The following is a 23,800-nucleotide window of genomic DNA, read 5'->3' on the forward strand; positions in this document are numbered from 1 at the left end:
GCTCCCGATATACACTAGCCATGCACTCATAGCCAAATATCCAGAAGGCTATCACGCCTTACCCCCTTCCGATAATCCGTCAATGGTGAATTGCGCAAGCGCATGGGTGACAATTCAGTTACCGACGCCGCGCTTATTAAATAACAGTGGGTTAACGCATAAATCGCTAACCCACTGTTTATTATTATAATAGGTAAATCAGACGCCGTTTGGCGAAAACCGCGTATTGATGACGCAAACGGCTTTCATCGGGACAGGAAGCACTTCCCGGCAAACATCGGGTCGATTTAAGCAAAACCGCCTGCCTCTCAAAATCCGTCTTGCAAAACAGGCGGCCCATAGATTCCATGAAGATTTCGCAAACTGATCCCTGTTTTATCAGGCGCGACGCGCCTTAACCGCCGCCGCCAACTCGCGCAGCACGGTTTCCGTGTCTTCCCAGCCGATGCAAGCGTCTGTCACGCTTTTGCCATAGACCAGCGGCTCGCCGCTTTCCAGGTTTTGGTTGCCTTCCACCAGATGGCTTTCGATCATCACGCCGATAATCGCTTTTTCACCGCCGGCTACCTGTTTGCACACGTCCGCATTCACTTCCAGCTGCTTTTTGAATTGCTTGCTGCTGTTGGCGTGGCTGAAATCGATCATCACCTGCGCCGGCAGGCCCGCTTTGACCAGGCCGTCTTTGACTTCTTTCACGTGCGCCGCGCTGTAGTTCGGCTCTTTGCCGCCGCGCAGGATAATGTGACAATCGCCGTTACCGCTGGTGTTAACGATAGCCGAGTGGCCCCATTTGGTCACCGACAGGAAACAGTGCGGTGCGCTGGCCGCGTTGATGGCATCAATCGCCACTTTGATGGTGCCGTCGGTACCGTTCTTGAAACCAACCGGGCAAGACAGGCCGGAAGACAGCTCGCGGTGTACCTGGGATTCCGTGGTACGTGCGCCAATCGCGCCCCAGCTCATCAGATCCGCCAGATACTGCGGGGTGATCATGTCGAGGAATTCCCCCGCAGCCGGCAAGCCGCTATCGTTGATATCCAACAGCAACTTACGGGCCAGGCGCAGACCGTCGTTGATCTGGAAGCTGTTATCCATCTGCGGATCGTTGATCAGCCCTTTCCAGCCCACGGTGGTACGCGGTTTTTCAAAGTAAACGCGCATCACCACTTCCAGTTCACCGCTCAGTTCCTGACGCAGCGTCAACAAGCGCTCTGCATACTCTTTTGCCGCTTTGGTATCGTGGATCGAGCATGGGCCGATGACCACCAACAGGCGATCGTCGTTACCGCGAAGGATCTTGTGAATTGCACTGCGCGCCAGGGACACCGTCTCAGCTGCACGTTCAGTGGCCGGAAACTTCTCTAACAGGGCCACCGGTGGCAGGAGTTCCTTAATTTCTTTAATGCGTAAATCATCATTTTGGTAATTCATAACTTTTCCATTCGGTATCGAGGGGCGGTATTTCACAAAGCGTAGATCTCACCAATTTAGCCTGTGAGGGTAGCGCTGTAAATCACCTTAGCCGCCTCCCGGCTGAACGGCCAAATTATCAGTAGATTGTGCTGTTTCATCGGGAGAGCGCAGTGGCTCCTTTTTCGCTATGCTAGCGATCAGGATATCGCTACTTGAGCCAAACCATGCCTTCTCTGTTATTAGTTGATGACCACCCAGTGGTTCATGTCGCACTGGAAGCGGCGCTAATGAAGTCTTCCCGTCCTTATAGTCTGCAGGCGGTAGAGGACGATGTTCAGGCCCTGGCCCAATTGGCCTCAGCCGCTTTTTCTCTGGTCATTCTGGATATCGGCCTGCCGCAGGTAGACGGCTTACAACTGCTGAAAAAGATCCGTCGCCACTACCCGCAGCAACCGATCCTGATCTACACCGCGCAGGAAGAAGAGATCTACGCGCACATGGCCTGGTCGGCCGGCGCTAACGGGTTTGTGCATAAAGGCAGCCGGCTTGAACAGTTGGTGCAGGCAATTGAAACCGTGCTGGCCGGGGAGCCGAGTTTTCCTGCCGGCGCGATGGCGGAAGAAACGCAGTCGGCAGAGGGAACACTACTGACACCCAAAGAATTGCAAATCCTCGGCCTGCTCAGCAAAGGGCTATCCAATCTGCAAATTGCCGAGATGCTGAGCATCAGCAACAAAACCGTCAGCACCCACAAGAAGAATATTCTGCGCAAAACCGGCGCCGGCAACCTGTTGGAGCTGGTGGCGGTATTTAGAGAACTGGCGCCATGATGCGTGGCGTTCTGCTGCTGTTGGCGATGCTGTTCAACCTCGGCAACGTTGCATACGCGGCGCAACCGGTGCCTTATCAGTTGGTCAGCAGCCTGAATATTCCGGCGGATATGCTGATTGCCAGCGAGAAAAATCCCTGGCGCGACGCTACGCTGCGCGTGGGCATCATCAGCGAGAATGCCAGCCCCTATAACATTATTGTCGATGAGGATCTGTACGGGTTGAACGCCGACTACCTCGGTTACATCCAGCAGGTCACCGGCATCCGCTTTCAGATTTACGGCTTTGCCGATCTGGCGCAGCTCGAACAAGCGCTGCACGGCGGCATTATCGATCTGCTGTACGGCATTCCGCAGAACGAGGCGCTGGAGGATCTGAAAATCTCCCAGCCTTATTACGTCAGCAACCTGCGCGTATTGCGCGATCGGAGCAATGACCGCCAGGTGATGCTTAACTCCGCCGATGCACGAGTGGCGATCAGTGCCCTGACCGATATGCAAGCCGGCAACGCGTTGAAGGCGGTGTCTTCCCACGTGCAGCGTTATGACAATAACCTGCAGGCGGTGTATGCCTTGCTGAACGGCAGCAGCGATTACTTTATTGCCGACGAAGCCAGCGCCAGCTTTATTATTGACCAGTTGCAGCTAGGTCAGCTTTATCAGATCGAAAGCACCGTCAATCTCGGTAACCTGTCGTTCGTCTTCGCCGCCGCCAATCCGGCGCTGATCGACACTCTCAACGTCGCTATCGCCGATGCGCCCATGGAGTTGATGAATGCCATTCAAAGCCGTTGGAGCAAAAAGATCCCCAGCTATCTCGATACCGGCAACGCCGATCTGACGCAGATGGAAAAAGGCTGGGTAGAAAAGCACCCCACCGTTTATTACGCCGCCATAGAGAATAACTTCCCTTTCGCCTATCGCGGCTCCGACGGCCAGCCCCGCGGTTACGCGATCGACATACTCAAGATCATTGCGCAAAACACCGGGCTGCGTTTTGCTCCGTTATGGGCGCGCAATGCCGAACAGGCGGACCAGTTGGTGCTGTCCGGCCAGGCCAGTTTCCGCACCGCTCTGCCGCTGGCGCGCGGCGTTAAGGCACGCTACAGCACCAGCATGCCGATTCACCGTTCGCTGTGGGGGGTTTACGTGGGCCAGTACGCCAACGGGATTTCTACCTGGAACGATCTGGCCGGCAAGCGCATCGGCGTACTGCAAGGCGATCTGGCGCAGGGGCTGGTACCGCCTAACGAAGAACCGGTACGCTTTGCCGACAGCAAGGCCATGTATGACGCCCTGGCCAACGGCCAGTTGGATGCGCTGGTGGATAACGTGATCTCGGCAAACTTTATCGCCCTGTCGCGTTATTCCGGGGCAATAAAACTGGCTTTCGCCGCCAATAACATCGCCTACCCGGTGGCGTTCGGCGTGCGTCAAGACCAGCCGCTGTTACTGGCAATCCTCGATAAAAACCTGATGCAGATCCCCGCGGAAACCCTGCAATCGCTGCGCGATGAGTGGATTGTCGACCGCAGCAACCTGATCGATGCGGTGAACGACAACCGCATGCAACCGCAAACGACCTGGCTGCTGGCGCTACTTGCAGCGGCGATCCTGCTGCTGCTGGCGCTGACATTGCGCCGGTTTATTTTGCAACGAAGGGAAAAGCATGAGCGTGAAATGATCGAGCAGGCGCGCCGCCACGCCGAAGCCGAGAACCGGATGAAAAGCAAGTTTTTGGCTACCGTCAGCCATGAGCTGCGCACGCCCATGCACGCCATCCTCGGCCTGTTGGAACTGGAGCTGAAACGCCAGCCGATGCCGGAGGGGCTGCCCGTCATTTACAGTTCGGCGTCATCCTTGCTCAACTTGCTCAATGACTTACAAGATTACGCCCGGCTGGAAACCGGAACCTTGACGCTGGTGCCAAAGACCCTGGCACTGCGCCCCTGGGTTGCCCACATCAGCGCGCTGTATCAGCCGCTGATCGGCGAGCGCCCGGTCACCTTGAGCGTTACCGCCAGCAACCTGTTGCCTGCCGCCGTCGTTATTGATGGTGAGCGTTTACTTCAGGTTGCTAACAACCTGATAAATAATGCCATTAAATTCACGCCTCGCGGCAGCATTCTGGTCAATATCGGCTGGCGCGAGCAGGATAAACAACAGGGCGAGTTGTTGCTGACGGTGACCGATAGCGGCTGTGGCATTGCCGCCGATGAGATCGGCAAACTGTTCCAACCCTTCTATCGCGCCCGCGGCGCACAACGCGTATCGGTGCAGGGTACCGGGCTGGGGTTGTCTATCTGTAAGGAAATTATCGAGCAAATGGGCGGCCGGATTGAGCTGCAATCACAGCCCGGCATCGGTACTCAGGTCAAGGTTTCAGTGCCGGTCCCCCAGGTTCCCCTGGATGCAGTTCCCCTCAACCAGAACGACGCACCGCTCAGCTTGCCGTCGCCCTCCACGCTGCGCGTGGCGCTGATTGACGATCACCCGACCAACCTGCTGCTGATGGAACGGCAACTGCGCCACTTCGGCCTGCAGCCGGCGCTGTTCGAGCACGGTTATGCGCTGCTGAAAGCTCACCGCAGGCAGCCGTTCGACCTGCTGTTTATCGATTACAACATGCCGCGCCCGGATGGCCTGACATTGGCGCGACTGATACGCCGCGATGAACAGCGTTATCATCGCCCGGCCTGCCAGATTGTTCTCTGTTCGGCAGACGTACAGGAATTTACCCGTATTCCACAGGGACGGGGGTCTGTCGATCGCTTTTTGACCAAACCGATTTCACTGGCCGCCATTGCTCAGGCACTACCGCAGCAACCGCAGGCTCCGGAACAGCAGTTAGCCCTTACTGACCTAAAACGGGTACTGGGCGATATGGCCGGCAATGATCAACTGATGGCGCAACGCCTGGCCACCACGCTGATCTCCACGCTGCGACAAGACCGGCAACGGCTTGTCCAGGCGGCGGAGAGCGAAGACTGGCCGAGCCTGGGGCAGGCCGCACATCGCATCAAGGGCAGCCTGCTGATGTTGCAACAGCCAGAGGCCGCAAACCTGTGCCAATTATTGGTGGAAAGCGGCCGTGAAGGGATGTTGGCTCAGGCCGCCTATACTGAATTGAGTGCGTGGGTAGAACAGATACTGATAGAACTGGACGGTCTGGTCAGCACTGACGCGCCGTATTTCGCTATGCATAAGGATAAACAATGACGGACTCCCCACAGGCACACCTGCCAAAAAACAGTAATAGTAAACGCCTACTGACCGCTTTTTTAGTCACTGCGGTATTTATGATCGCCGAGGTGATCGGCGGGCTGATTTCCGGTTCGCTGGCACTGCTGGCCGATGCCGGCCATATGCTCACCGACGCTGCGGCGCTGCTGGTGGCACTGATGGCGGTACACTTTTCGCAGCGTAAACCCAACGCACGCCATACCTTCGGCTATTTGCGCCTGACCACGCTGGCGGCGTTTCTCAATGCCGCCGCCCTGTTGGTGATCGTAGTATTCATCCTGTGGGAGGCGATACGGCGTTTCTTCGAACCACAGCCGGTGATGGGTGCGCCAATGCTGATCATCGCCATAGCGGGGCTTTTGGCTAACCTGTTCGCCTTCTGGCTGCTGCACCGCGGTACGGAAGAGAAAAACATCAACGTGCGAGCCGCTGCGTTGCACGTATTGGGAGATTTGCTGGGTTCGGTGGGGGCGATCGTTGCCGCCATTGTGATCCTGAGCACCGGCTGGACGCCGATTGACCCGATATTGTCGGTGCTGGTGTCCTGTCTGGTGCTGCGCAGCGCCTGGCGACTGCTGAAAGAGAGCTTCCACGAATTGCTGGAAGGCACGCCACAAGAAGTGGATATCAACAAACTGCAAAAAGACCTGTGCCTGAATATTCCCGAGGTACGCAATATTCATCACGTTCACGTCTGGCAGATTGGCGAACAGAAACTGATGACGCTGCATGCGCAAGTGATACCGCCAAACGACCACGATGGCCTGCTGCGCCGCATTCAGGCTTATCTGCTGGAACACTACCGTATCGGCCATGTCACCATTCAAATGGAATATCAGCACTGTGATACGCCCGACTGCGGGATTAACCGGGCACCCGAGCCGAGTGATCACTCACATTCCGGCTCACATTCACATCTGGGTCATCACCACTAAAAGCAAGAGGGCGCCAGTTTGGCGCCCTCTGCGTTTGTTATTGCGAGGAAGATAACGGTCGGGAATGGTTGCGACCGGCGCTTTTGATCCACAACCAGGAACCGTTCAGCGCAATCAGCGTCAGGATCACGTATTCCAGCGCCATGGCATACACGCCCTGGTAGGCAAAAATCGCCACGCTGATTACGTCAATCACCACCCACAGCAGCCAGTTTTCCACGTATTTGCGCGTCATCAACATCATCGCCACGATCGACAACACCATCATCGCCGAGTCCCAGAACGGGAAAGCGTCCGGTTGCAGCTGCGGCATTTGCACGCTGAGGCCCACTGCCTGCATTACCGTCACCGCAAGCTGCGTCAACCAGGCAAAGACTCTGTCGATATTGAAGGTCATCAGGGCAATGCCGATAACGCACACCGCCGCCCAGGCCAGCGCTTTCGGTAACGGCAGCCAGCGGATTTTCAGCTCGGCCTGATTGTCCTGGGTTTGGCGGCTCCAGGCATACCAGCCGTAAATATTGGCGACAAAAAAGAACAGCTGCAGCAACAGGCTGGCGTAAAGCTGGATCTGAAAGAAAATCACCGCAAACAGCGTGACGTTAATCAGGCCGAACAGATAGTTGATAATTTTCTCTTTGCTGGCATACCAGATGCACAGCAGGCCGAACAAGGTCCCTATGGCTTCAATCCATGACAGATCGTAGCCGCCCGCCCCCAGCGGGATGTGCACCAATATATTGCTGGTACTGAAAAAGCTCATCTGTTCTTCCTTATCAAAGGGTTAACTCAGGCGTTTCCTTTAACCTGCATTTTCAGCTGCGCGGCAAAGTCCAGCATCCGGTTTAGCGGGATCAGCGCCTTTTCGCGCAGCGCGGCATCCACGTGTATCTCATGCAAGGCACCGCCCTGTTCCAACCCATCGGCAATCGCCTTAAGGCCGTTCATCGCCATCCACGGGCAATGCGCGCAACTGCGGCAGGTGGCGCCTTCGCCGGCGGTCGGGGCCTCGAACAGTTCTTTGTCCGGGCAGGCCTGCTGCATCTTATAAAAAATGCCGCGATCGGTGGCAACAATCAGCTGCGGGTTGGGCAGCGTTTTGGCCGCCTGAATCAGTTGGCTGGTTGAGCCGACCGCATCGGCCAAATCGACCACCGCCTGTGGGGACTCTGGGTGCACCAATATCGCCGCTTCCGGGTACAGGGCCTTCATGCGCATCAGCGCCTGGGTTTTAAACTCGTCATGGACGATACAGGCCCCTTGCCAGCACAGCATATCGGCGCCCGTCTGCTTTTGCACATAGTTGCCCAGATGGCGGTCCGGCGCCCAGATGATTTTTTCGCCCAGGCTGTCGAGGTGTTCTATCAACTCTACGGCAATGCTGGATGTTACCACCCAATCCGCGCGCGCTTTGACCGCAGCTGAGGTATTAGCGTAGACCACCACGGTGCGATCCGGGTGGCTGTCGCAAAATGCATGAAATTCGTCTTCCGGGCAACCGAGATCCAGCGAACACTCGGCGTTCAGCGTCGGCATCAGCACCTGTTTTTCCGGGCTGAGGATCTTGGCGGTTTCGCCCATAAAGCGCACGCCGGCGACCAGCAGGGTCGAAGCCGGGTGATTGCTGCCAAAGCGCGCCATCTCCAGCGAGTCCGCCACGCAGCCGCCGGTTTCTTCCGCCAGCGCCTGAATTTCCGGATCGGTGTAATAATGGGCCACCATCACCGCATTGCGTTGCTTGAGCAGAGTTTTAATCTTCTCGCGATAAAACGCCTTTTCCGCTACGTCCAGCGGCACCGGTTTGGGCGGGAACGGGTACACCGCCGCATTGACATCAAACATTTCACTCATCGCTGCAATCGTCTCTGTGCTAGGCTGAGTGTCTGCTGCCCGGGTCTCCCCTCTCGCAACCGCCACTCGTTTTATATACTAAACAAAATACCTAAAAACTCGCCAAAAGTCCGCTGATATTTTCATTATTGCGCTCACAGCGTTTAATGGATTGAATTTTTGATGAAAGAAGAAAGTCTGCAGGAAGCAAAGTGCATTTTTGAGGAGGAAGGGAACGGATTAAGGGTGCAGGATTGATTCAGTTTTTGAATGGCCAGGTGCGATGTTCGAACCTGAACGCCGGTTACTCACCCACAGGATTCGTGCGTTATGCAATATCAGGGTTTGGGGGAAGTACTGAGGTATCGGAAAGAATGGTGGGTCGTGCGGGATTGGTTCGGCCTTTGGCCTCGCCCTTCGGGCCAGCGCAAGCGCTGCCCAAAATTGACGGAGCAATTTTGTCGAACCTGAACGCAGGTTACTCACTCACACGATTCGTGCGCTATACAATACTCGGGTTTAGGGGAAGTACTGGGGTATCGGAAAGAATGGTGGGTCGTGCGGGATTGGTTCGGCCTTTGGCCTCGCCCTTCGGGCCAGCGCAAGCGCTGCCCAAAATTGACGGAGCAATTTTGTCGAACCTGAACGCAGGTTACTCACCCACACGATTCGTGCGCTATACAATACTCGGGTTTAGGGGAAGTACTGGGGTATCGGAAAGAATGGTGGGTCGTGCGGGATTCGAACCTGCGACCAATTGATTAAAAGTCAACTGCTCTACCAACTGAGCTAACGACCCACTGATGTGGTTTACTGCTGAACCGCGTAAGCAAGAGAGAAACTCGCTGCGATAATGGTGGGTCGTGCGGGATTCGAACCTGCGACCAATTGATTAAAAGTCAACTGCTCTACCAACTGAGCTAACGACCCACTGACGTGGTTTACTGCTGAACTACGAATACAAAACCGAGGATTTGTATTGCGGAAAAACACCTCTGGAACAGTGGGTTGCACGGGATGATTCGGCCTTTGGCCTCACCCTTACGATTCCACATCGTAATCACATCTAAAAATGGTGGGTCGTGCGGGATTCGAACCTGCGACCAATTGATTAAAAGTCAACTGCTCTACCAACTGAGCTAACGACCCACAGTAGTGGTGGGTGATGACGGGCTCGAACCGCCGACCCCCTCCGTGTAAAGGAGATGCTCTACCAACTGAGCTAATCACCCACTGATGTGGTTACTGCTACTGCTTCAGAAATTGGTGGGTCGTGCGGGATTATTCGGCTTGCGCCTCACCCTTCGGGCCATCACTTCGTGATGTTGTCTCGCTCTGCGAGACTCGAACCTTTACGGTTCTCACCCTTACGATTTCACTTCATTTCTGATTTTAGGAATTGGTGGGTCGTGCGGGATTCGAACCTGCGACCAATTGATTAAAAGTCAACTGCTCTACCAACTGAGCTAACGACCCAATTTCCTAGCTGCTTTAACATCTTGCAAGTTGTCTTGGCAACGGCGGCATATATTACTAATTTATCTTGGCAGCGCAACTTAAATTTTAAAACAAGTGGTTCAACTGCTTGTTCTTCACACGAATGAGCCCAGAAAGCGGTCAGATAGACTAATTTCTGGGCTCATTTTTTTGCTGACTAACCGGCAACGCGACTTTTCGCCTGTTTGGCCGCAGCACTGGTTGGATATTGTTTAATCACCTGCTGGAACACGGCTTTGGCTTTATCGGCCTGCCCTTTTTCCTGCATGATGATACCCACCTTGTACATTGCGTCCGGCGCCTTAGGTGATTTTGAATAATTCTTCACCACGACGGCAAAATAGTAGGCCGCATCGTCTTTCTTGCCCTTGTTGTAGAACAACTGCCCCAGCCAATAGTTGGCGTTGGGCTGGTAAGTAGACTTTGGGTACTGTTTTACGAAGGTCTGAAAAGCGGAGATCGCCTGATCATACTGTTTTTTTTCCAGCGCCAATGAAACAGCGGCGTTGTAGTCGCTGTTTTCATCGCCCGCACTGGCCGGTGCTGCCGCTGAGGCGCCCGCAGACGCGCTGTCAGCGCCGTCGGAGGAGGCAGCCGCTGCTGCTCCACCTGCGGCACCCGCAGCGGCTGCGGAGCTCTGAGCGCCGCCCTGGCTGATGCTATCCATCTGTTGATAGATCTGCTTTTGGCGTTCAACAACCTGATTCAGTTGATATTGGCTTTCCTGGATTTGCCCGCGGAGAGAGTCAATATCGCGTTGGTTATCAGAGAGTTGCTGCTGGAGTTGGTTTAAAAGCTGGCCCTGAGCATTGGAGATACGCTCAAGTGAAGTGACACGGTCTTCGACCGAGCCGGAGCCGACATTACTGATTGGCGCTTGGGCAGTAGCGGCCCATGGGACCGCTACGCCAACCAGTAACGACAGACTCAACAAGTGACGTCTGAAGTTACTGTTCATGCGATTCTCTTAGTAAACCAGAACGGCACGACGGTTTTTAGCATAAGCCGCTTCGTCGTGGCCCAGTACTGCTGGTTTTTCTTTACCGTAAGAAACGATAGAGATCTGGTCAGCTGAAACGCCTTTGCCTTGCAGGTACATTTTAACTGCGTTAGCACGACGCTCGCCCAGAGCGATGTTGTATTCAGGCGTGCCGCGTTCGTCCGCGTGGCCTTCAACGGTCACTTTGTAAGATGGGTTCTTACTCAGGAATGCAGCGTGTGCGCCCAGCATCTCGGCGAACTCGGAGCTCACGTCATACTTGTCCAGGCCGAAGTAAACAATGTTGTTCTTCTGCAGTTCTTGCATCTGCAGACGAGCTTGTTCTTCAGAAGACAGGTTGCTGCTGCCGCTTTCCATACCAGTGCCAGCGCCAGCGCCCAGACCAGATTGGTCGTTGTTTGCGCTTTTGTTAGAACTACAAGCCGCTACAGCCAGAACTGGCAGTGCCAGCAGAAGCCCTTTCAGCACTTTGTTCAGTTGCATTTCTTTGATCCTTTTATAGTTTGCCATACATATTTACACATGCATCACAGATACGGCGACCAGGCAGGGAATTTGACCTGTCCATCGGTTGCCGGAAGACGCGCTTTAAAACGCCCATCAGTCGATACCAGTTGCAGCACGGAGCCCATACCTTGCGTGGAGCTATAGATCACCATGGTGCCATTTGGAGCAATACTAGGCGTTTCGTCCAGGAACGTGCCGGTTAAAACTTGAACGGCTCCCGATCCAAGATCTTGTTTGGCGATATGCTGAGCGCCGCTATTGGAGCTCACCATCACCAGGAATTTACCATCAGAGCTGACTTCAGAATCCTGATTCTGAGAGCCTTCCCATGTCAGACGCTGTGACGCACCGCCACTGGCACTGACTTTATAAATCTGCGGTCGGCCGCCCTGATCGGAGGTGTATGCCAGAGACTGGCCATCCGGGAACCAGGTCGGTTCGGTATTGTTGCTGCGCCCGTCGGTGATTTGCGTGATCTGGCCGGAGCCGAGATTCATCACATACAGGTTCAGGCTGCCGCTTTTAGACAGCGCAAAAGCCAGGCGGCTGCCGTCCGGTGAGAATGCCGGTGCACCGTTGTGACGCGGGAACGAAGCGATCTGACGGATAGCGCCGTTAGCCAGGGTCTGTACGACCAACGCAGAACGGCCACTTTCAAAGGTCACGTACGCCAGCTTGCTGCCATCCGGCGACCAAGCCGGGGACATCAGCGGCTCCGGTGAACGGTGTACCACAAACTGGTTGTAACCGTCGTAATCCGCTACGCGCAGCTCGTACGGGAATTTCCCGCCGTTGGTCTGCACTACGTAGGCGATACGGGTACGGAATGCGCCTTTGATACCGGTCAGCTTCTCGAACACTTCGTCACTGGCGGTATGAGCAGAATAACGCAACCATTGCTTGGTCACTTTATACTGGTTCTGCGCCAATACGGTGCCCGGTGAACCTGAAGTGTCCACCAGCTGATAGGAGATCAGGTAGCCGCCGTCTGCACCAGGTTGCACCTGGCCGACCACGACCGCGTCAATGCCCAATGCAGTCCAGGCCGCCGGCGTCACTTCAGACGCAGAGGTCGGTTGCTGCGGCATGCGCGCCACGTCAATAGGGTTGAATTTGCCGCTGTTGCGCAAATCTGCGCCGACAATCTTGCCAATGTCTTCCGGAGGCGTGCCTGGGCCAGCCCATTTAAAGGGTACCACACCAATCGGGCGAGCAGAGTCGACCCCCTGGGTGATTTCGATGCGAACTTCCGCATGAAGAACGGACGCCCACAGTATTAAAAAACCTAACGCTACTCGAAATGCCTGCTTCATCTCATCTCCCTTATCCAGGCGGGATGCCTGCGATAAATTAGCAGAATTTTAACAAACCAACGCAAACAAAACTACATAATCCCTGTTGGTTACCTTAGTACATCCCTGCGGTATGACTTAGTCAATCAACCGTTATTACGGCTTGAATACAAGGGGAGCATTCTTAAACACCTCATACACAGCCTGGCTAGGTGGTTTCGGGATCTTCGCCTGCTTCGCTGCGGCTATCGCCGCCTGACACAGAGCTGGATCACCCCCTTCAGCTTTAACATCAATCAACAGGCCGTCTGGTGCCAGCTTAATACGCAGGTTACAGGTTTTACCGGCGAACGAGCTGGCATCATAAAACTTGCTCTCGATTGCGCCCTTAATCTGCCCTAAATAACCATTAATATCCGCTCCACTGGCCCCCGCAGTCTTGGCATTCCCCTGACCGGCAGGTTTACCGTCGCCTTTCTGCTTGCCGCCACCTTTCGGTGCGTTTTTACCGTCCGCCAGACCACCAAAGAGATCGTCAACCTCTGAGGACTGAGCTGCAGCTTCGGCTGCCGCCTTCTTCTTGGCATCCGCTGCGGCTTTCTTGGCTGCGGCCTTCTCGGCAGCAGCCGCTTTTTTCTCAGCCTCTGCGGCCGCTTTCTTCTCGGCGTCAGCAGCAGCCTTTTTCTCGGCTTTCTCGGCTTCTGCTGCAGCTTTCTTCTCAGCTTCCGCTGCGGCTTTCTTCTCGGCGTCGGCAGCCGCTTTTTTCTCTGCGGCTTCAGTCGCTTTTTGCTCGGCGGCAGCCGCTTTCTTCGCTTCTTCCGCCTGTTTCTTGGCGGCAGCGGCGGCGGCGGCTTCTTTCTTGGCTTCAGCTTCCGCTTTCTTCTGCGCATCTGCTTGTGCCTTGGCAACTTTATCCGCTTCGGCCTTGGCCTTGGCGGCGGCCGCTTCCGCTACTTTCTGTTGTTCTTTGGCTTTTTCCGCAGCCTTCTCGGCCACTTTTTGCTGTTCTGCCGCCTGCTTTTGCTGTTCTGCCGCCTGCTTTTGCTGCTCTGCGGCCTGCTTTTGCTGTTCAGCCCGTTCTTTCGCGTCCTGCGCCGCTTTTTCCTGCGCGGTCAAACGCTCTTTCTCCAGCTCTTTCAGGCGCTGTTGTTCCGCCGCCTGCTTCTGCTGAAGTTCTTCGGCCTGTTGCTCCGCTTTTTTCTGGCGCTGCTTTTCAGCACGCTGCGCGTCGTTACTCTGCTGTTGCTGGCGGTTGTACTGCTCCACCACTGCCCCGGGATCGACCATCACTGCGCCGACAACCGAACCCTCGCCGCCACCGCCGGCGCTGTCCATGTTGACGTTTTCTTGCAGCGATCCCCAAATCAGCAGGGCAATCAATATGAAGTGCAGAACGACCGAAACAATAACGGCGCGGTTCAGCTTATCGTTTTGCTCAGTTGCCTTTACCAAAATAGATTCCCAAAAACTGGTGTTGCTTATACGGGGTTCCTGCGCCTGAGCACAGGAACCGGGTTGCCTCTAACCTTAGGGTCAGATTGGCTGGGTCATCAGCCCCACAGAAGCGACGCCCGCCTGATGGAGAATATTCAATGCCTTGATAATCTCATCGTAGGGTACTTCCTTCGCCCCGCCGATCAAAAAGACCGTCTTCGGGTTAGCCGCTAAACGCGACTTGGCTTCGGCTGCAACCTGCTCCGGCGGCAACAACTCCATGCGGTTGTGATCCACCACCAGCGTATATTGACCGACACCGGAAACCTCAAGGATCACCGGTGGGTTATCGTCACTGGACACCGCCTTGGAATCGGTGGCGTCCGGCAGATCAACCTCAACGCTCTGGGTGATGATCGGCGCGGTTGCCATAAAGATCAGCAACAACACCAGCAACACGTCGAGCAACGGCACTATGTTAATTTCGGACTTCAGCTCGCGCCGATTGCGTCCACGAACTCTCGCCATGCTACCTCCTACTTATTTGCTGTCGCTGGAGAAGGCCTGACGATGCAGAATAGCGGTGAACTCTTCCATAAAGTTGTCGTAATTCTGCTCAAGCTTGTTGACGCGCTGGTTGAGGCGGTTATAGGCCATAACGGCCGGGATAGCGGCGAACAGACCGATGGCGGTTGCGATCAGCGCTTCGGCGATACCCGGTGCTACCATTTGCAGCGTGGCCTGTTTCACCGCACCCAGTGCGATAAAGGCGTGCATAATCCCCCACACGGTGCCGAACAAACCGATATACGGACTGATCGACCCCACGGTGCCGAGGAAAGGAATGTGGTTTTCCAGCGTTTCCAGTTCGCGGTTCATCGAGATGCGCATAGCGCGTGACGCGCCTTCAATCACCGATTCCGGCGCATGGTTGTTAGCGCGGTGCAAACGAGCGAATTCTTTGAAACCTGAATGGAAAATTTGTTCGGAGCCGGTCAGGCTATCGCGACGTGCCTGGCTTTCCTGATACAGACGGGAAAGTTCAATACCGGACCAGAATTTGTCTTCAAAGGCCTCGGCGTCACGCGTGGCCGCATTAAGGATGCGGGTGCGCTGAATGATGATCGCCCAGGAGGCCACTGAGAAGCATATCAAAATCAACATGATAAGCTTAACCAGCAGGCTTGCCTTCAAGAATAAATCTAGGATGTTCATCTCATTCACTGCTTAAACTCCGCGACAATAGACTTAGGAAGCGCTATCGGCTTCATTTGGTGTGGATCAATGCATGCAATCAACACATCGGCCTGACTCAAAAGAGTTCCGTCAGAATTGACAATACGTTGAGCAAACGTGAGAGAAGCCCCGCGCATTGAGGTGATTTCACTCTGCACTTCCAGCTGTTCGTCGAGACGAGCCGGAGCCAGATAATCCACCGTCATGCGCCGGACTACGAAAGCGATATGTTCACTGAGCAGCTGCTGTTGATGAAAGTTGTGGTGACGCAGCATCTCGGTGCGCGCTCTTTCAAAAAAGGCGACATAGCGGGCGTGATAGACCACACCACTGGCATCGGTATCCTCGTAGTAAACGCGAACCGGCCATCGAAACAACGTATTACTCACTCTACTTCCCAGCAATGCAATTTAACGGTGCTACTATACGCAAGACGGATCGGGTTGGGAATGGGTTACAAGAAGGGAACGAAAATAATTATGGGCCGGAATGGCCCATAACACGGGGATATAACGGAGATTATAAAGAAACGTAAAGTAATCCTGCGGCCAGGATCACAATTGCCGGAAGTGGCGCAAAAAAAGCACGCCATAACGAACGTTGCGGTCGGAACCCGACGCCGTGAATCACGCCGGTGCACACCGCCCAAATAAGCAGCAGGCCTTCCCAAATCTCCAGCGAGCTGGTCTTCGCCGCAAAGCGGGTCGGATCCCAGAAAATACAGCCCGCCAAAATCAACGCCAGCACCAATGAAAGGGCCCGAATCGGGCCCTTGTCAGTCATAGCGTACAGCTTGTCAGCCAATGACGAACTCATCACTTGCCGTCTTGCTGCGCTTTTGAATCTTCGTGCTGCTCAAACGCCAGCGCCGTAATGATACCGAAGGCACAGGCAAGAAGCGTTCCGAGGATCCAGGCAAAATACCACATGGTTTAGCTCCTTATCCTTAATACAGCGAATGCTTGTTGTTCTCGATGAAGTTCTTGTCGAGACGGCCAAACATTTTGTAGTACGACCAACTGGTGTATGCCAGAACGATAGGCACGAAGATCGCCGCAACAACGGTCATCACTTCTAGCGTAAACAGGCTGGACGTCGCATCCCACATGGTCAGGCTAACGTTAGGCACGGTGCTTGACGGCATCACGAACGGGAACATGGTGACCCCGGCAGTCAGAATCACACAGGCAATGGTCAGTGACGACGACACGAAGGCCAACGCGTCTTTCTGCAAGCGCGAGAACAGCGCGGTGAACAACGGCAGCACGACGCCCAATGCTGGCAGCGCCCACAGAGCCGGATACTTGTTGAAGTTAATCAACCAGGCCCCCGCCTGATGCGCCACTTCTTTACGCATCGGGTTAGACTCCGCCATGGTATTCAGCGCCGAGGTAATCACATACCCATCGATGCCTTTCACCAGCCATACGCCACCCAACAGGAAGCATACCGCCATCACCAGCGTGGAGATCTGCGCCGCAGCGCGTGCGCGCAGGTGGATTTCGCCGGAGGTACGCATCTGCAGATAGGTTGCCCCTTGCGTCACCAGCATGGTCAGGCTGACCACACCCGCCAACAGGCCGAACGGGTTCAGCAGTTGGAAGAAGTTGCCGGTGTAGAACAGACGCATGTATTCGTCCATGTGGAACGGCACGCCCTGCAACAGGTTGCCGAACGCCACGCCGAACACCACGGCCGGCACGAAGCTGCCGATGAAAATGCCCCAGTCCCACATGTTGCGCCAGCGGCTGTTTTCCAGCTTCGAACGGTAGTCAAAACCGACCGGGCGGAAGAACAAGGCTGACAGCACCAGGATCATCGCGACATAGAAACCGGAGAACGCCGCCGCGTAGACCATCGGCCAGGCGGCGAACAACGCACCACCTGCGGTGATCAACCACACCTGGTTACCGTCCCAGTGCGGAGCGATAGAGTTGATCATCACCCGACGCTCAGTATCGGTTCTGCCGATAATACGCAGCAGGATGCCGACGCCCATGTCGAAACCGTCGGTGACGGCAAAACCGATCAGCAGTACGCCAATCAGAGCCCACCAGATAAATCGCAGTACTTCATAGTCAAACATACGTGGACTCCTGTTTAGCGCGCTTCCTGCACGGCGGCAGTCGGTTGTTCAAAGTGGTAGCGGCCAGTTTTCAGGCTGCTTGGACCCAGACGCGCAAATTTGAACATCAGGTACATCTCAGCCACCAGGAACAGGGTGTACAAGCCGCAAATCAGCCCCATCGAGAACAGAATGTCGCCCGCAGTCAGTGAAGAGTTGGCGACAGCCGTCGGCAGCACCTCACCGATCGCCCAGGGTTGACGACCGTATTCAGCCACAAACCAGCCGGCTTCGATCGCAATCCAGGGCAGCGGCAAGCCATACAGCGCCGCGCGGTGCAGCCATTTTCTCTGACCGATGCGCCCGCGAATCACGCTCCAGAACGACAGACCGATGATAAACAGCATCAGCACGCCACAGGCCACCATGATGCGGAAGGCGAAGTACAGCGGAGCCACGCGTGGGATGGAGTCTTTGGTCGCTTGCTGGATTTGCGCTTCCGTCGCGTCGGTGACGTTCGGGGTATAACGCTTCAGCAACAGACCGTAGCCCAGATCCTGCTTGGCTTTATTGAACTCGGCGCGGACCGCCGGATCGGTATTGCCGCCACGCAGCTCTTCCAGCAGTTGGTAGGCTTTCATCCCGTTGCGGATACGCACTTCATGCTGCGCCATCAGATCTTTCAGGCCGGTGACCTGGGTATCCGTGGAGCGAGTCGCAATCAGCCCGAGCGCATAAGGAATTTGGATCGCATAGGAGTTTTCCATTTTATCCTGATTCGGGATACCGAACAGGGTAAAGGCGGCCGGAGCCGGTTGGGTTTCCCACTCGGCTTCGATAGCGGCCAGCTTGGTTTTCTGCACGTCGCCCATTTCGTAACCGGATTCATCACCCAGCACGATAACGGACAATACGGCAGCCATACCGAAACTGGCGGCGATGGCGAAGGAGCGCTTGGCGAAGGCGACATCGCGGCCTTTCAACAGGTAGTAAGAGCTGATACCCAGAACGAACATCGCGCCGCAGGTGTAGCCGGCAGCCACGGTGTGCACAAACTTCACCTGCGCAACCGGGTTGAGCACCAGTTCGGAGAAGCTGAGCATCTCCATGCGCATGGTTTCGAAGTTGAAGTCGGATGCGATCGGGTTCTGCATCCAGCCGTTGGCAACCAGGATCCACAGTGCGGAGAAGTTCGAGCCCAGCGCCACAAGCCAGGTTACCGCCATGTGCTGCACTTTGCTCAGACGATCCCAGCCGAAGAAGAACAGGCCGACCAGCGTCGATTCCAGGAAGAACGCCATCAGACCTTCGATGGCCAGCGGGGCCCCGAAAATATCACCGACGTAGTGGGAGAAATATGACCAGTTGGTCCCGAACTGGAACTCCATGGTCAAACCGGTGGCCACACCCAGAGCAAAGTTAATTGCAAATAACTTGCCCCAGAATTTGGTCATATCTTTATAGATTTGTTTGCCAGACAGCACATATACCGTTTCCATAATTGCCAGCAAAAACGCCATGCCTAGCGTTAATGGGACAAATAAGAAATGGTACATCGCCGTTAAAGCAAACTGTAAGCGCGACAGTTCGACAATATCAAACATCTTGACTCCTTGCTCCTCGCAGGAAGACTCCGACATGCGGTTATCGGCATATACCCGTCATACTTGAAGCTGTATCTGTGTTGGCCGCGAACGCTCACCCCGGTTACTTACTTAAGTAAGCTCGTGGGAACTCACGCTCTTGCCGTCGTGATACAGCATCAATTATTTAGGGTATGGCTTTTTTCAAAGCTGCCGGTAACGCCCCGCAGTGAATGCCCTTAAACACAACAAATTTGATCCAGCTTCTCCGCTTTCAACCGCACACTCACCGCAAGGCCGCGCGGGCCATCGCCAAGCACACCACTGAAAACCGACAACGGGTAACAAATGCAACAAGATCAACCATCCATAATCACAACATGGATGATACTCGCCCAATCCCACACAATAAATAGGTTTTTGCGTGATGCAGGTTAGACTTTTGGTTACAGGTCAAATCTTGGCCGAAAGAGGTACTTCGGGCTAATTTGATCTGAAACAATTTAAGCCTATCTCAGTATTATTTCCATATTCATCAGCACATTTCTCATAATTTTCTTAGGGTCATGTTGCGCAATGGTTTAATTGTTTTTTAATGATATTTTTGTGTTAAATAAATGTAATTCAAAAGCAGCTTCGTTGTATTATTACGCGCTTATTATGCGACATAATTAACTTTTTATTTCCAATAACCGAACACAGTGATTTCAGTCACAAAAGCAAAAAACTCTCTCCAATATTAGTCTATTTTTGGCTATTCGATCGTAAAGGTTGCATTTTTGTAGCAAAATAGAACCTTGTATAAAAAATCTTTGGCCTACAATAACTTATGAAAAAAATTCTTTTTGCCTCTGTTCTTGGTCTCTCAGGGAGCGCCATTGCCGCGGAAACGGTAAATATCACGCTGCTGGGCACCTCTGACCTGCACGGCACCTTCGTGCCCTGGGACTACGCCAGCGATACCGAAAACCTGGCAGGCAGCCTGAGCCAGATCGCCACTCAGATTAAAAAGCTGCGCGCCGAACAGCCCAATCTGATCCTGGTTGACGCCGGCGACACCATTCAGGGCAACTTTGTCGAGACCTTCAAACATGAAGCCATCAGCCCGATGATGCTGGGCTTCAACGCGCTCAAATACGACGTGTGGGTGATGGGTAACCACGAATTTGATTTTGGCCTGCCGGTATTGGCGACGCCACTCAAGCAGTTTGAAGGCACCGCGTTGGCGGGCAATATTTTCTGGGATAACGGCAAGCCGTTCCTGCCGGCGTACAAAATTATCGAACGCCAGGGCGTTAAAATCGGCATTATCGGCATGGATACGCCAATGACCGCCGAGTTTGCCAAAGGCACCGATCGCACCAAAGGGCTGAACTTTACCGATCCCGTGCAGGCGGTGAAGAACGTAATCAGCGAGATTGACAGCCAGGTCGACGCCATCGTTCTGGTGGCGCATATGGGTATCGATAACGAAAACCAACGGCCAGGCACCGGCGTGGCCGACATTGCCAACGCCAACCCGCAGCTGGCAGCGATCGTCGCCGGGCATATGCATGTAAAAATCGACAAGGCGGTGGTTAACGGCGTCATTATTACCGAGCCGGATAAATATGGCCGCGCGCTGTCGCGCATCGATCTGCAGTTTGAACGGCGCGACGGCAAATTCGCCCTGATCAATAAAGACAGTTTTACCTACCCGATTAAGGGCATCACGCCCGACAGCGGCATGCTGGCCCTCTACCGGCCGTATCACGATATCCTGCGCGCCAATGCCAACCGGGTGGTAGCAACGTTGACTGGCAGCGATCTGGTGCCTGCCGACGAGATCAAGGGCATTCCGCAAGTGCATATCCAGGATACCGGTATCAGCGCCCTATTCCAGCAAGCCGCTCGTTATTACGCGCCGCAGGCGCAGGTGATCGCCCTGCAAATCGATAATGACTTCGCCAAACTCGATGTCGGTGAAATCAAGGCCAAGGATATCGCGTTTAACTATCAATATGCCGGCGGCGAAATCACCGTTTATCAGCTCAACGGCAAAGCGTTAAAACAGTATATGGAATGGTCCGCCGGTTACTTTAATCAGCTTAAGCCCGGTGACGTCACCTACAGCTTTAACCCGGCGCGTCGCTCGTCCAAATACTCCACCAACGACTTTTTCGACGGCGTCACCTACAACATAGATCTGCGCCAACCCGCCGGTTCGCGCATTACCGATTTACGCCTGGCCGATGGCACCCCGGTTACCGACGAGATGCCGATTCGCCTGGGCATGAACAGCTATCGCATGGGGCATCTGACGCAAAAAGGCGGTGCGCTGGAAGGGCAATCCTTCCCGGTGCTGTCCGACAGCAAGGCGCAATACGGCGAGGAGGAAGGCACCATCCGCAATCTCACCCTGCGTTATCTGACGGAAGTGAAAAAAGGACAATATCAAGGGCTGCCGCAGCAACGCTGGAAACTGGTGGGCATGGAAGGCTATGAACCCCAGCGGGCGATCGTCAAAAGTCTGTTAAATCAAGGCATCATCCGCGTCCCCACCACCGATGACGGCCGTTACACCAACGTGGCGTCAATCAACGTCAAAGACGCATTATTCAGTGACGCCGCAGACTATAACGCCGCCCTCTCCTCACTCGAAAAGCAACAGGGAACCAGCAACGACGCAATGCAAAAACAACGTCTGCAGGATCGCATCGCACTGATCAAGGCGCTCAACAACTTCTGAGCCCTTTCCATAAAAAAGGCCACCCAAAAGGGTGGCCAATCATGTCGAGACAATATTGCCGTATCAGCGATTCAATACCGCTTTTACCGCTTCACCGATGTCAGCCAGGCTGCGTACGGTTTTAACCCCTGCCGCTTCCAGCGCTGCGAATTTTTCATCCGCAGTGCCTTTGCCGCCGGCGATGATGGCGCCTGCGTGGCCCATACGCTTGCCTTTCGGCGCGGTAACGCCGGCAATGTAACCCACAACCGGCTTGGTGACGTGTTCTTTGATGTAAGCCGCCGCTTCTTCTTCCGCGCTACCGCCGATCTCGCCGATCATCACTATCGCTTCGGTTTGCGGATCTTCCTGGAACAGTTTCAGGATATCGATGAAGTTGGAGCCCGGGATCGGGTCGCCGCCGATGCCCACACAGGTAGACTGGCCCAGACCGGTATCGGTGGTTTGCTTAACCGCTTCATAGGTCAGGGTGCCAGAGCGGGAAACGATGCCCACTTTACCCGGCAGATGAATGTGGCCTGGCATGATGCCGATTTTGCACTCGCCCGGAGTGATAACGCCTGGGCAGTTCGGGCCAATCATGCGCACGCCGGCTTCATCCAGCTTCACTTTCACGGTCAGCATATCCAGCGTCGGGATGCCTTCGGTGATGGTGATGATCAGTTTGATGCCTGCATCGATAGCTTCCAGAATGGAATCTTTGCAGAACGGTGCCGGGACGTAGATCACGGACGCAGTGGCGCCAGTGGCTTCTACCGCTTCGCGCACGGTGTTGAACACCGGCAGACCCAGGTGTTGAGTGCCGCCTTTGCCTGGCGTAACGCCACCGACCATTTTGGTGCCGTAAGCGATAGCCTGCTCGGAGTGGAAGGTCCCCTGGCTACCGGTGAAGCCCTGGCAAATTACTTTGGTGTTCTTATCGATTAAAATGGACATTATTTACCCTCCACTGCCGCAACAACTTGCTGAGCCGCATCAGTCAGGCTGGTCGCAGCAATGATATTCAGACCGCTGTCCGCCAGTTTCTTGGCGCCCAGTTCGGCATTGTTCCCTTCCAGACGCACGACCACAGGGACGTTAACGCCCACTTCTGCTACAGCGCCAATGATGCCGTCGGCGATCAGATCGCAACGTACGATACCACCGAAAATGTTAACCAGAACCGCTTTCACCTTGTCGTCAGACAGGATGATTTTGAACGCTTCCGTTACACGCTCTTTGGTTGCGCCGCCGCCTACGTCGAGGAAGTTGGCCGGTTCGCCGCCGTGCAGTTTAACGATGTCCATGGTGCCCATCGCCAGACCGGCGCCGTTGACCATGCAGCCGATGTTGCCGTCGAGAGCAACGTAGTTCAGCTCCCATTGCGCAGCGCGGGATTCACGTTCATCTTCCTGAGAAGGGTCACGCATTTCGCGCAGTTCAGACTGGCGGAACAGTGCGTTGCCGTCAGCGCCCAATTTACCGTCCAGGCAGATCAGATCGCCCTGCTTGGTGACTACCAGCGGGTTGATCTCAACCATCGCCAGATCGCGCTCCAGGAACAAGGTCGCCAGGCCCATGAAGATCTTGGCGAACTGGCCGACTTGCTTGCCGGTCAGGCCCAGTTTGAAGGCCAGCTCACGCCCCTGGTAAGGCTGTGGGCCTGCCAGTGGGTCGATGGTCATTTTGTGTATCAGTTCCGGGGTTTCTTCCGCAACTTTTTCAATCTCGACGCCACCTTCGGTGGATGCCATAAACACCACGCGACGGCTTGCACGGTCGACTACCGCACCCAGGTACAGTTCTTTATCGATGTCGGTCGCCGCTTCTACCAGGATCTGGTGAACCGGTTGGCCCAGCGCGTCAGTCTGGTAGGTCACCAGACGCTTGCCCAGCCAGGCTTCAGCGAAAGCACGGATATCTTCTTTGCTGTTAACCACTTTAACGCCGCCAGCTTTACCGCGACCGCCAGCATGAACCTGACATTTCACCACCCACGGGCCGGAGCCTATTTTGGATGCGGCTTCTTCTGCTTCACGCGGTGTGGTACAGGCGTAACCGGTCGGTGCCGGCATGCCATACCGAGCAAACAGCTGTTTTGCCTGATATTCGTGTAAATTCATGATGTTCTATCCATTCAGTTCTGAAGGTTTTAGCCGAGCCATTTTGGCGGAAAACCGCATGACTTTAATCGGCCACATAGCACAGAGTGTGGGCGCGGCGTACCCG

The 23,800-nt window shown here is 54.9% G+C and carries 20 protein-coding genes, 5 tRNA genes and 3 other RNA genes; 4 read left to right on the top strand and 24 right to left on the bottom strand.

The features are described from left to right. Nucleotides 1–378 precede the first annotated feature (378 nt). On the bottom strand, nt 379–1,431 hold the full coding sequence (gene aroG, locus V2S86_RS13215; RefSeq protein ID WP_004941813.1) for a 3-deoxy-7-phosphoheptulonate synthase AroG: 1,053 nt from the start codon (nt 1,429–1,431) through the stop codon (nt 379–381). Nucleotides 1,432–1,637: 206 nt separating this feature from the next. Here aroG and V2S86_RS13220 point away from each other — a divergent pair, with 206 nt between their 5' ends. Genes V2S86_RS13220 through zitB form a run of 3 tightly spaced genes read left to right on the top strand, consistent with a single transcriptional unit; the run spans nt 1,638 to nt 6,420 of the window. Beyond that, nucleotides 1,638–2,243 carry a response regulator transcription factor gene (locus V2S86_RS13220; protein WP_330762795.1) on the top strand — a complete coding sequence of 202 codons (606 nt, stop codon included), beginning with the start codon at nt 1,638–1,640 and terminating at the stop codon, nt 2,241–2,243. Next, the gene (locus V2S86_RS13225) at nt 2,240–5,461 is read left to right on the top strand and encodes an ATP-binding protein (protein WP_330762796.1); all 3,222 of its coding nucleotides are present in this window, start codon (nt 2,240–2,242) and stop codon (nt 5,459–5,461) included. The genes V2S86_RS13220 and V2S86_RS13225 overlap by 4 nt, the downstream gene beginning before the upstream one ends. Further along, nucleotides 5,458–6,420 (top strand): CDF family zinc transporter ZitB, encoded by a 963-nt coding sequence (gene zitB / locus V2S86_RS13230; protein WP_330762797.1) that lies wholly within the window; start codon nt 5,458–5,460, stop codon nt 6,418–6,420. Before V2S86_RS13225 ends, zitB begins: the two co-directional genes overlap by 4 nt. A 37-nt stretch (nt 6,421–6,457) precedes the next feature. On the opposite strand, the gene pnuC is transcribed toward zitB, so the two are convergent. The 21 genes from pnuC to cydA all read right to left on the bottom strand — a co-directional run bounded on the left by pnuC (nt 6,458) and on the right by cydA (nt 18,885). Further along, nucleotides 6,458–7,183, bottom strand: coding sequence for a nicotinamide riboside transporter PnuC (gene pnuC, locus V2S86_RS13235; RefSeq protein ID WP_330762798.1), 726 nt, complete (start codon nt 7,181–7,183; stop codon nt 6,458–6,460). A 26-nt stretch (nt 7,184–7,209) separates the two neighbouring features. Further along, nucleotides 7,210–8,271, bottom strand: a complete 1,062-nt coding sequence (gene nadA / locus V2S86_RS13240) for a quinolinate synthase NadA (RefSeq protein WP_330762799.1) — start codon at nt 8,269–8,271, stop codon at nt 7,210–7,212. A gap of 354 nt (nt 8,272–8,625) precedes the next feature. Beyond that, a non-coding RNA gene (locus tag V2S86_RS13245) (RtT sRNA) lies at nt 8,626–8,756 on the bottom strand. Between the two features lie 43 nt (nt 8,757–8,799). Beyond that, a non-coding RNA gene (locus tag V2S86_RS13250) (RtT sRNA) lies at nt 8,800–8,930 on the bottom strand. 43 nt (nt 8,931–8,973) lie between these two features. Then, nucleotides 8,974–9,049, bottom strand: a tRNA-Lys gene (locus V2S86_RS13255). A 55-nt stretch (nt 9,050–9,104) separates the two neighbouring features. Further along, nucleotides 9,105–9,180, bottom strand: a tRNA-Lys gene (locus V2S86_RS13260). A gap of 143 nt (nt 9,181–9,323) precedes the next feature. Further along, nucleotides 9,324–9,399, bottom strand: a tRNA-Lys gene (locus V2S86_RS13265). Nucleotides 9,400–9,406: 7 nt separating this feature from the next. After that, nucleotides 9,407–9,482 (bottom strand) — tRNA-Val (locus V2S86_RS13270). Nucleotides 9,483–9,514: 32 nt separating this feature from the next. Beyond that, a non-coding RNA gene (locus V2S86_RS13275) (RtT sRNA) lies at nt 9,515–9,635 on the bottom strand. 15 nt (nt 9,636–9,650) lie between these two features. Beyond that, a tRNA-Lys gene (locus V2S86_RS13280) sits at nt 9,651–9,726 on the bottom strand. Nucleotides 9,727–9,904: 178 nt separating this feature from the next. After that, nucleotides 9,905–10,705 carry a cell division protein CpoB gene (cpoB, locus tag V2S86_RS13285; RefSeq protein WP_330762800.1) on the bottom strand — a complete coding sequence of 267 codons (801 nt, stop codon included), beginning with the start codon at nt 10,703–10,705 and terminating at the stop codon, nt 9,905–9,907. 9 nt (nt 10,706–10,714) lie between these two features. Continuing rightward, complete coding sequence (gene pal, locus V2S86_RS13290; protein ID WP_330762801.1) at nt 10,715–11,230, bottom strand: peptidoglycan-associated lipoprotein Pal; 516 nt, start codon at nt 11,228–11,230, stop codon at nt 10,715–10,717. A 44-nt stretch (nt 11,231–11,274) separates the two neighbouring features. Continuing rightward, nucleotides 11,275–12,567: a Tol-Pal system beta propeller repeat protein TolB gene (gene tolB / locus V2S86_RS13295; RefSeq protein WP_004949773.1), complete on the bottom strand. Its 1,293-nt coding sequence runs from the start codon at nt 12,565–12,567 to the stop codon at nt 11,275–11,277. Nucleotides 12,568–12,702: 135 nt separating this feature from the next. After that, nucleotides 12,703–13,998, bottom strand: coding sequence for a cell envelope integrity protein TolA (tolA, locus tag V2S86_RS13300; protein ID WP_330762802.1), 1,296 nt, complete (start codon nt 13,996–13,998; stop codon nt 12,703–12,705). Between the two features lie 81 nt (nt 13,999–14,079). Further along, nucleotides 14,080–14,508 carry a colicin uptake protein TolR gene (gene tolR, locus V2S86_RS13305; protein WP_004949769.1) on the bottom strand — a complete coding sequence of 143 codons (429 nt, stop codon included), beginning with the start codon at nt 14,506–14,508 and terminating at the stop codon, nt 14,080–14,082. Nucleotides 14,509–14,520: 12 nt separating this feature from the next. Then, complete coding sequence (gene tolQ / locus V2S86_RS13310; RefSeq protein ID WP_006324117.1) at nt 14,521–15,204, bottom strand: Tol-Pal system protein TolQ; 684 nt, start codon at nt 15,202–15,204, stop codon at nt 14,521–14,523. Further along, nucleotides 15,201–15,605 (bottom strand): tol-pal system-associated acyl-CoA thioesterase, encoded by a 405-nt coding sequence (gene ybgC, locus V2S86_RS13315; RefSeq protein WP_004949765.1) that lies wholly within the window; start codon nt 15,603–15,605, stop codon nt 15,201–15,203. Before ybgC ends, tolQ begins: the two co-directional genes overlap by 4 nt. Before the next feature lie 130 nt (nt 15,606–15,735). Continuing rightward, nucleotides 15,736–16,032: a cyd operon protein YbgE gene (gene ybgE / locus V2S86_RS13320; protein WP_330762803.1), complete on the bottom strand. Its 297-nt coding sequence runs from the start codon at nt 16,030–16,032 to the stop codon at nt 15,736–15,738. Beyond that, complete coding sequence (cydX, locus tag V2S86_RS13325; RefSeq protein ID WP_330762804.1) at nt 16,032–16,145, bottom strand: cytochrome bd-I oxidase subunit CydX; 114 nt, start codon at nt 16,143–16,145, stop codon at nt 16,032–16,034. The genes ybgE and cydX overlap by 1 nt, the downstream gene beginning before the upstream one ends. Before the next feature lie 17 nt (nt 16,146–16,162). Further along, nucleotides 16,163–17,302 (bottom strand): cytochrome d ubiquinol oxidase subunit II, encoded by a 1,140-nt coding sequence (gene cydB, locus V2S86_RS13330; RefSeq protein ID WP_004949760.1) that lies wholly within the window; start codon nt 17,300–17,302, stop codon nt 16,163–16,165. Between the two features lie 14 nt (nt 17,303–17,316). Beyond that, on the bottom strand, nt 17,317–18,885 hold the full coding sequence (gene cydA / locus V2S86_RS13335; protein WP_004949759.1) for a cytochrome ubiquinol oxidase subunit I: 1,569 nt from the start codon (nt 18,883–18,885) through the stop codon (nt 17,317–17,319). Between the two features lie 808 nt (nt 18,886–19,693). Here cydA and V2S86_RS13340 point away from each other — a divergent pair. Next, nucleotides 19,694–21,592, top strand: coding sequence for a bifunctional metallophosphatase/5'-nucleotidase (locus V2S86_RS13340; RefSeq protein WP_330762805.1), 1,899 nt, complete (start codon nt 19,694–19,696; stop codon nt 21,590–21,592). A 63-nt stretch (nt 21,593–21,655) separates the two neighbouring features. Here the strand turns inward: V2S86_RS13340 and sucD are convergent, their stop codons facing one another. Both sucD and sucC read right to left on the bottom strand, forming a co-directional pair. Beyond that, nucleotides 21,656–22,528, bottom strand: a complete 873-nt coding sequence (gene sucD / locus V2S86_RS13345; RefSeq protein WP_020825678.1) for a succinate--CoA ligase subunit alpha — start codon at nt 22,526–22,528, stop codon at nt 21,656–21,658. After that, nucleotides 22,528–23,694, bottom strand: a complete 1,167-nt coding sequence (gene sucC / locus V2S86_RS13350) for an ADP-forming succinate--CoA ligase subunit beta (protein WP_004949756.1) — start codon at nt 23,692–23,694, stop codon at nt 22,528–22,530. Before sucC ends, sucD begins: the two co-directional genes overlap by 1 nt. Nucleotides 23,695–23,800: the final 106 nt, after the last annotated feature.

Source organism: Serratia sp. C2(1) (genome assembly GCF_036352655.1).
Classification (GTDB): Bacteria; Pseudomonadota; Gammaproteobacteria; order Enterobacterales; family Enterobacteriaceae; genus Serratia; species Serratia inhibens.

What these genes read in the sequence shown, in the direction of transcription:
- aroG (WP_004941813.1), bottom strand. Translation starts at nt 1,431, where the DNA reads ATGAATTACCAAAATGATGATTTACGCATTAAAGAAATTAAGGAACTC.
- V2S86_RS13220 (WP_330762795.1), top strand. Translation starts at nt 1,638, where the DNA reads ATGCCTTCTCTGTTATTAGTTGATGACCACCCAGTGGTTCATGTCGCA.
- V2S86_RS13225 (WP_330762796.1), top strand. Translation starts at nt 2,240, where the DNA reads ATGATGCGTGGCGTTCTGCTGCTGTTGGCGATGCTGTTCAACCTCGGC.
- zitB (WP_330762797.1), top strand. Translation starts at nt 5,458, where the DNA reads ATGACGGACTCCCCACAGGCACACCTGCCAAAAAACAGTAATAGTAAA.
- pnuC (WP_330762798.1), bottom strand. Translation starts at nt 7,183, where the DNA reads ATGAGCTTTTTCAGTACCAGCAATATATTGGTGCACATCCCGCTGGGG.
- nadA (WP_330762799.1), bottom strand. Translation starts at nt 8,271, where the DNA reads ATGAGTGAAATGTTTGATGTCAATGCGGCGGTGTACCCGTTCCCGCCC.
- cpoB (WP_330762800.1), bottom strand. Translation starts at nt 10,705, where the DNA reads ATGAACAGTAACTTCAGACGTCACTTGTTGAGTCTGTCGTTACTGGTT.
- pal (WP_330762801.1), bottom strand. Translation starts at nt 11,230, where the DNA reads ATGCAACTGAACAAAGTGCTGAAAGGGCTTCTGCTGGCACTGCCAGTT.
- tolB (WP_004949773.1), bottom strand. Translation starts at nt 12,567, where the DNA reads ATGAAGCAGGCATTTCGAGTAGCGTTAGGTTTTTTAATACTGTGGGCG.
- tolR (WP_004949769.1), bottom strand. Translation starts at nt 14,508, where the DNA reads ATGGCGAGAGTTCGTGGACGCAATCGGCGCGAGCTGAAGTCCGAAATT.
- ybgE (WP_330762803.1), bottom strand. Translation starts at nt 16,032, where the DNA reads ATGAGTTCGTCATTGGCTGACAAGCTGTACGCTATGACTGACAAGGGC.
- cydX (WP_330762804.1), bottom strand. Translation starts at nt 16,145, where the DNA reads ATGTGGTATTTTGCCTGGATCCTCGGAACGCTTCTTGCCTGTGCCTTC.
- cydB (WP_004949760.1), bottom strand. Translation starts at nt 17,302, where the DNA reads ATGTTTGACTATGAAGTACTGCGATTTATCTGGTGGGCTCTGATTGGC.
- cydA (WP_004949759.1), bottom strand. Translation starts at nt 18,885, where the DNA reads ATGTTTGATATTGTCGAACTGTCGCGCTTACAGTTTGCTTTAACGGCG.
- V2S86_RS13340 (WP_330762805.1), top strand. Translation starts at nt 19,694, where the DNA reads ATGAAAAAAATTCTTTTTGCCTCTGTTCTTGGTCTCTCAGGGAGCGCC.
- sucD (WP_020825678.1), bottom strand. Translation starts at nt 22,528, where the DNA reads ATGTCCATTTTAATCGATAAGAACACCAAAGTAATTTGCCAGGGCTTC.
- sucC (WP_004949756.1), bottom strand. Translation starts at nt 23,694, where the DNA reads ATGAATTTACACGAATATCAGGCAAAACAGCTGTTTGCTCGGTATGGC.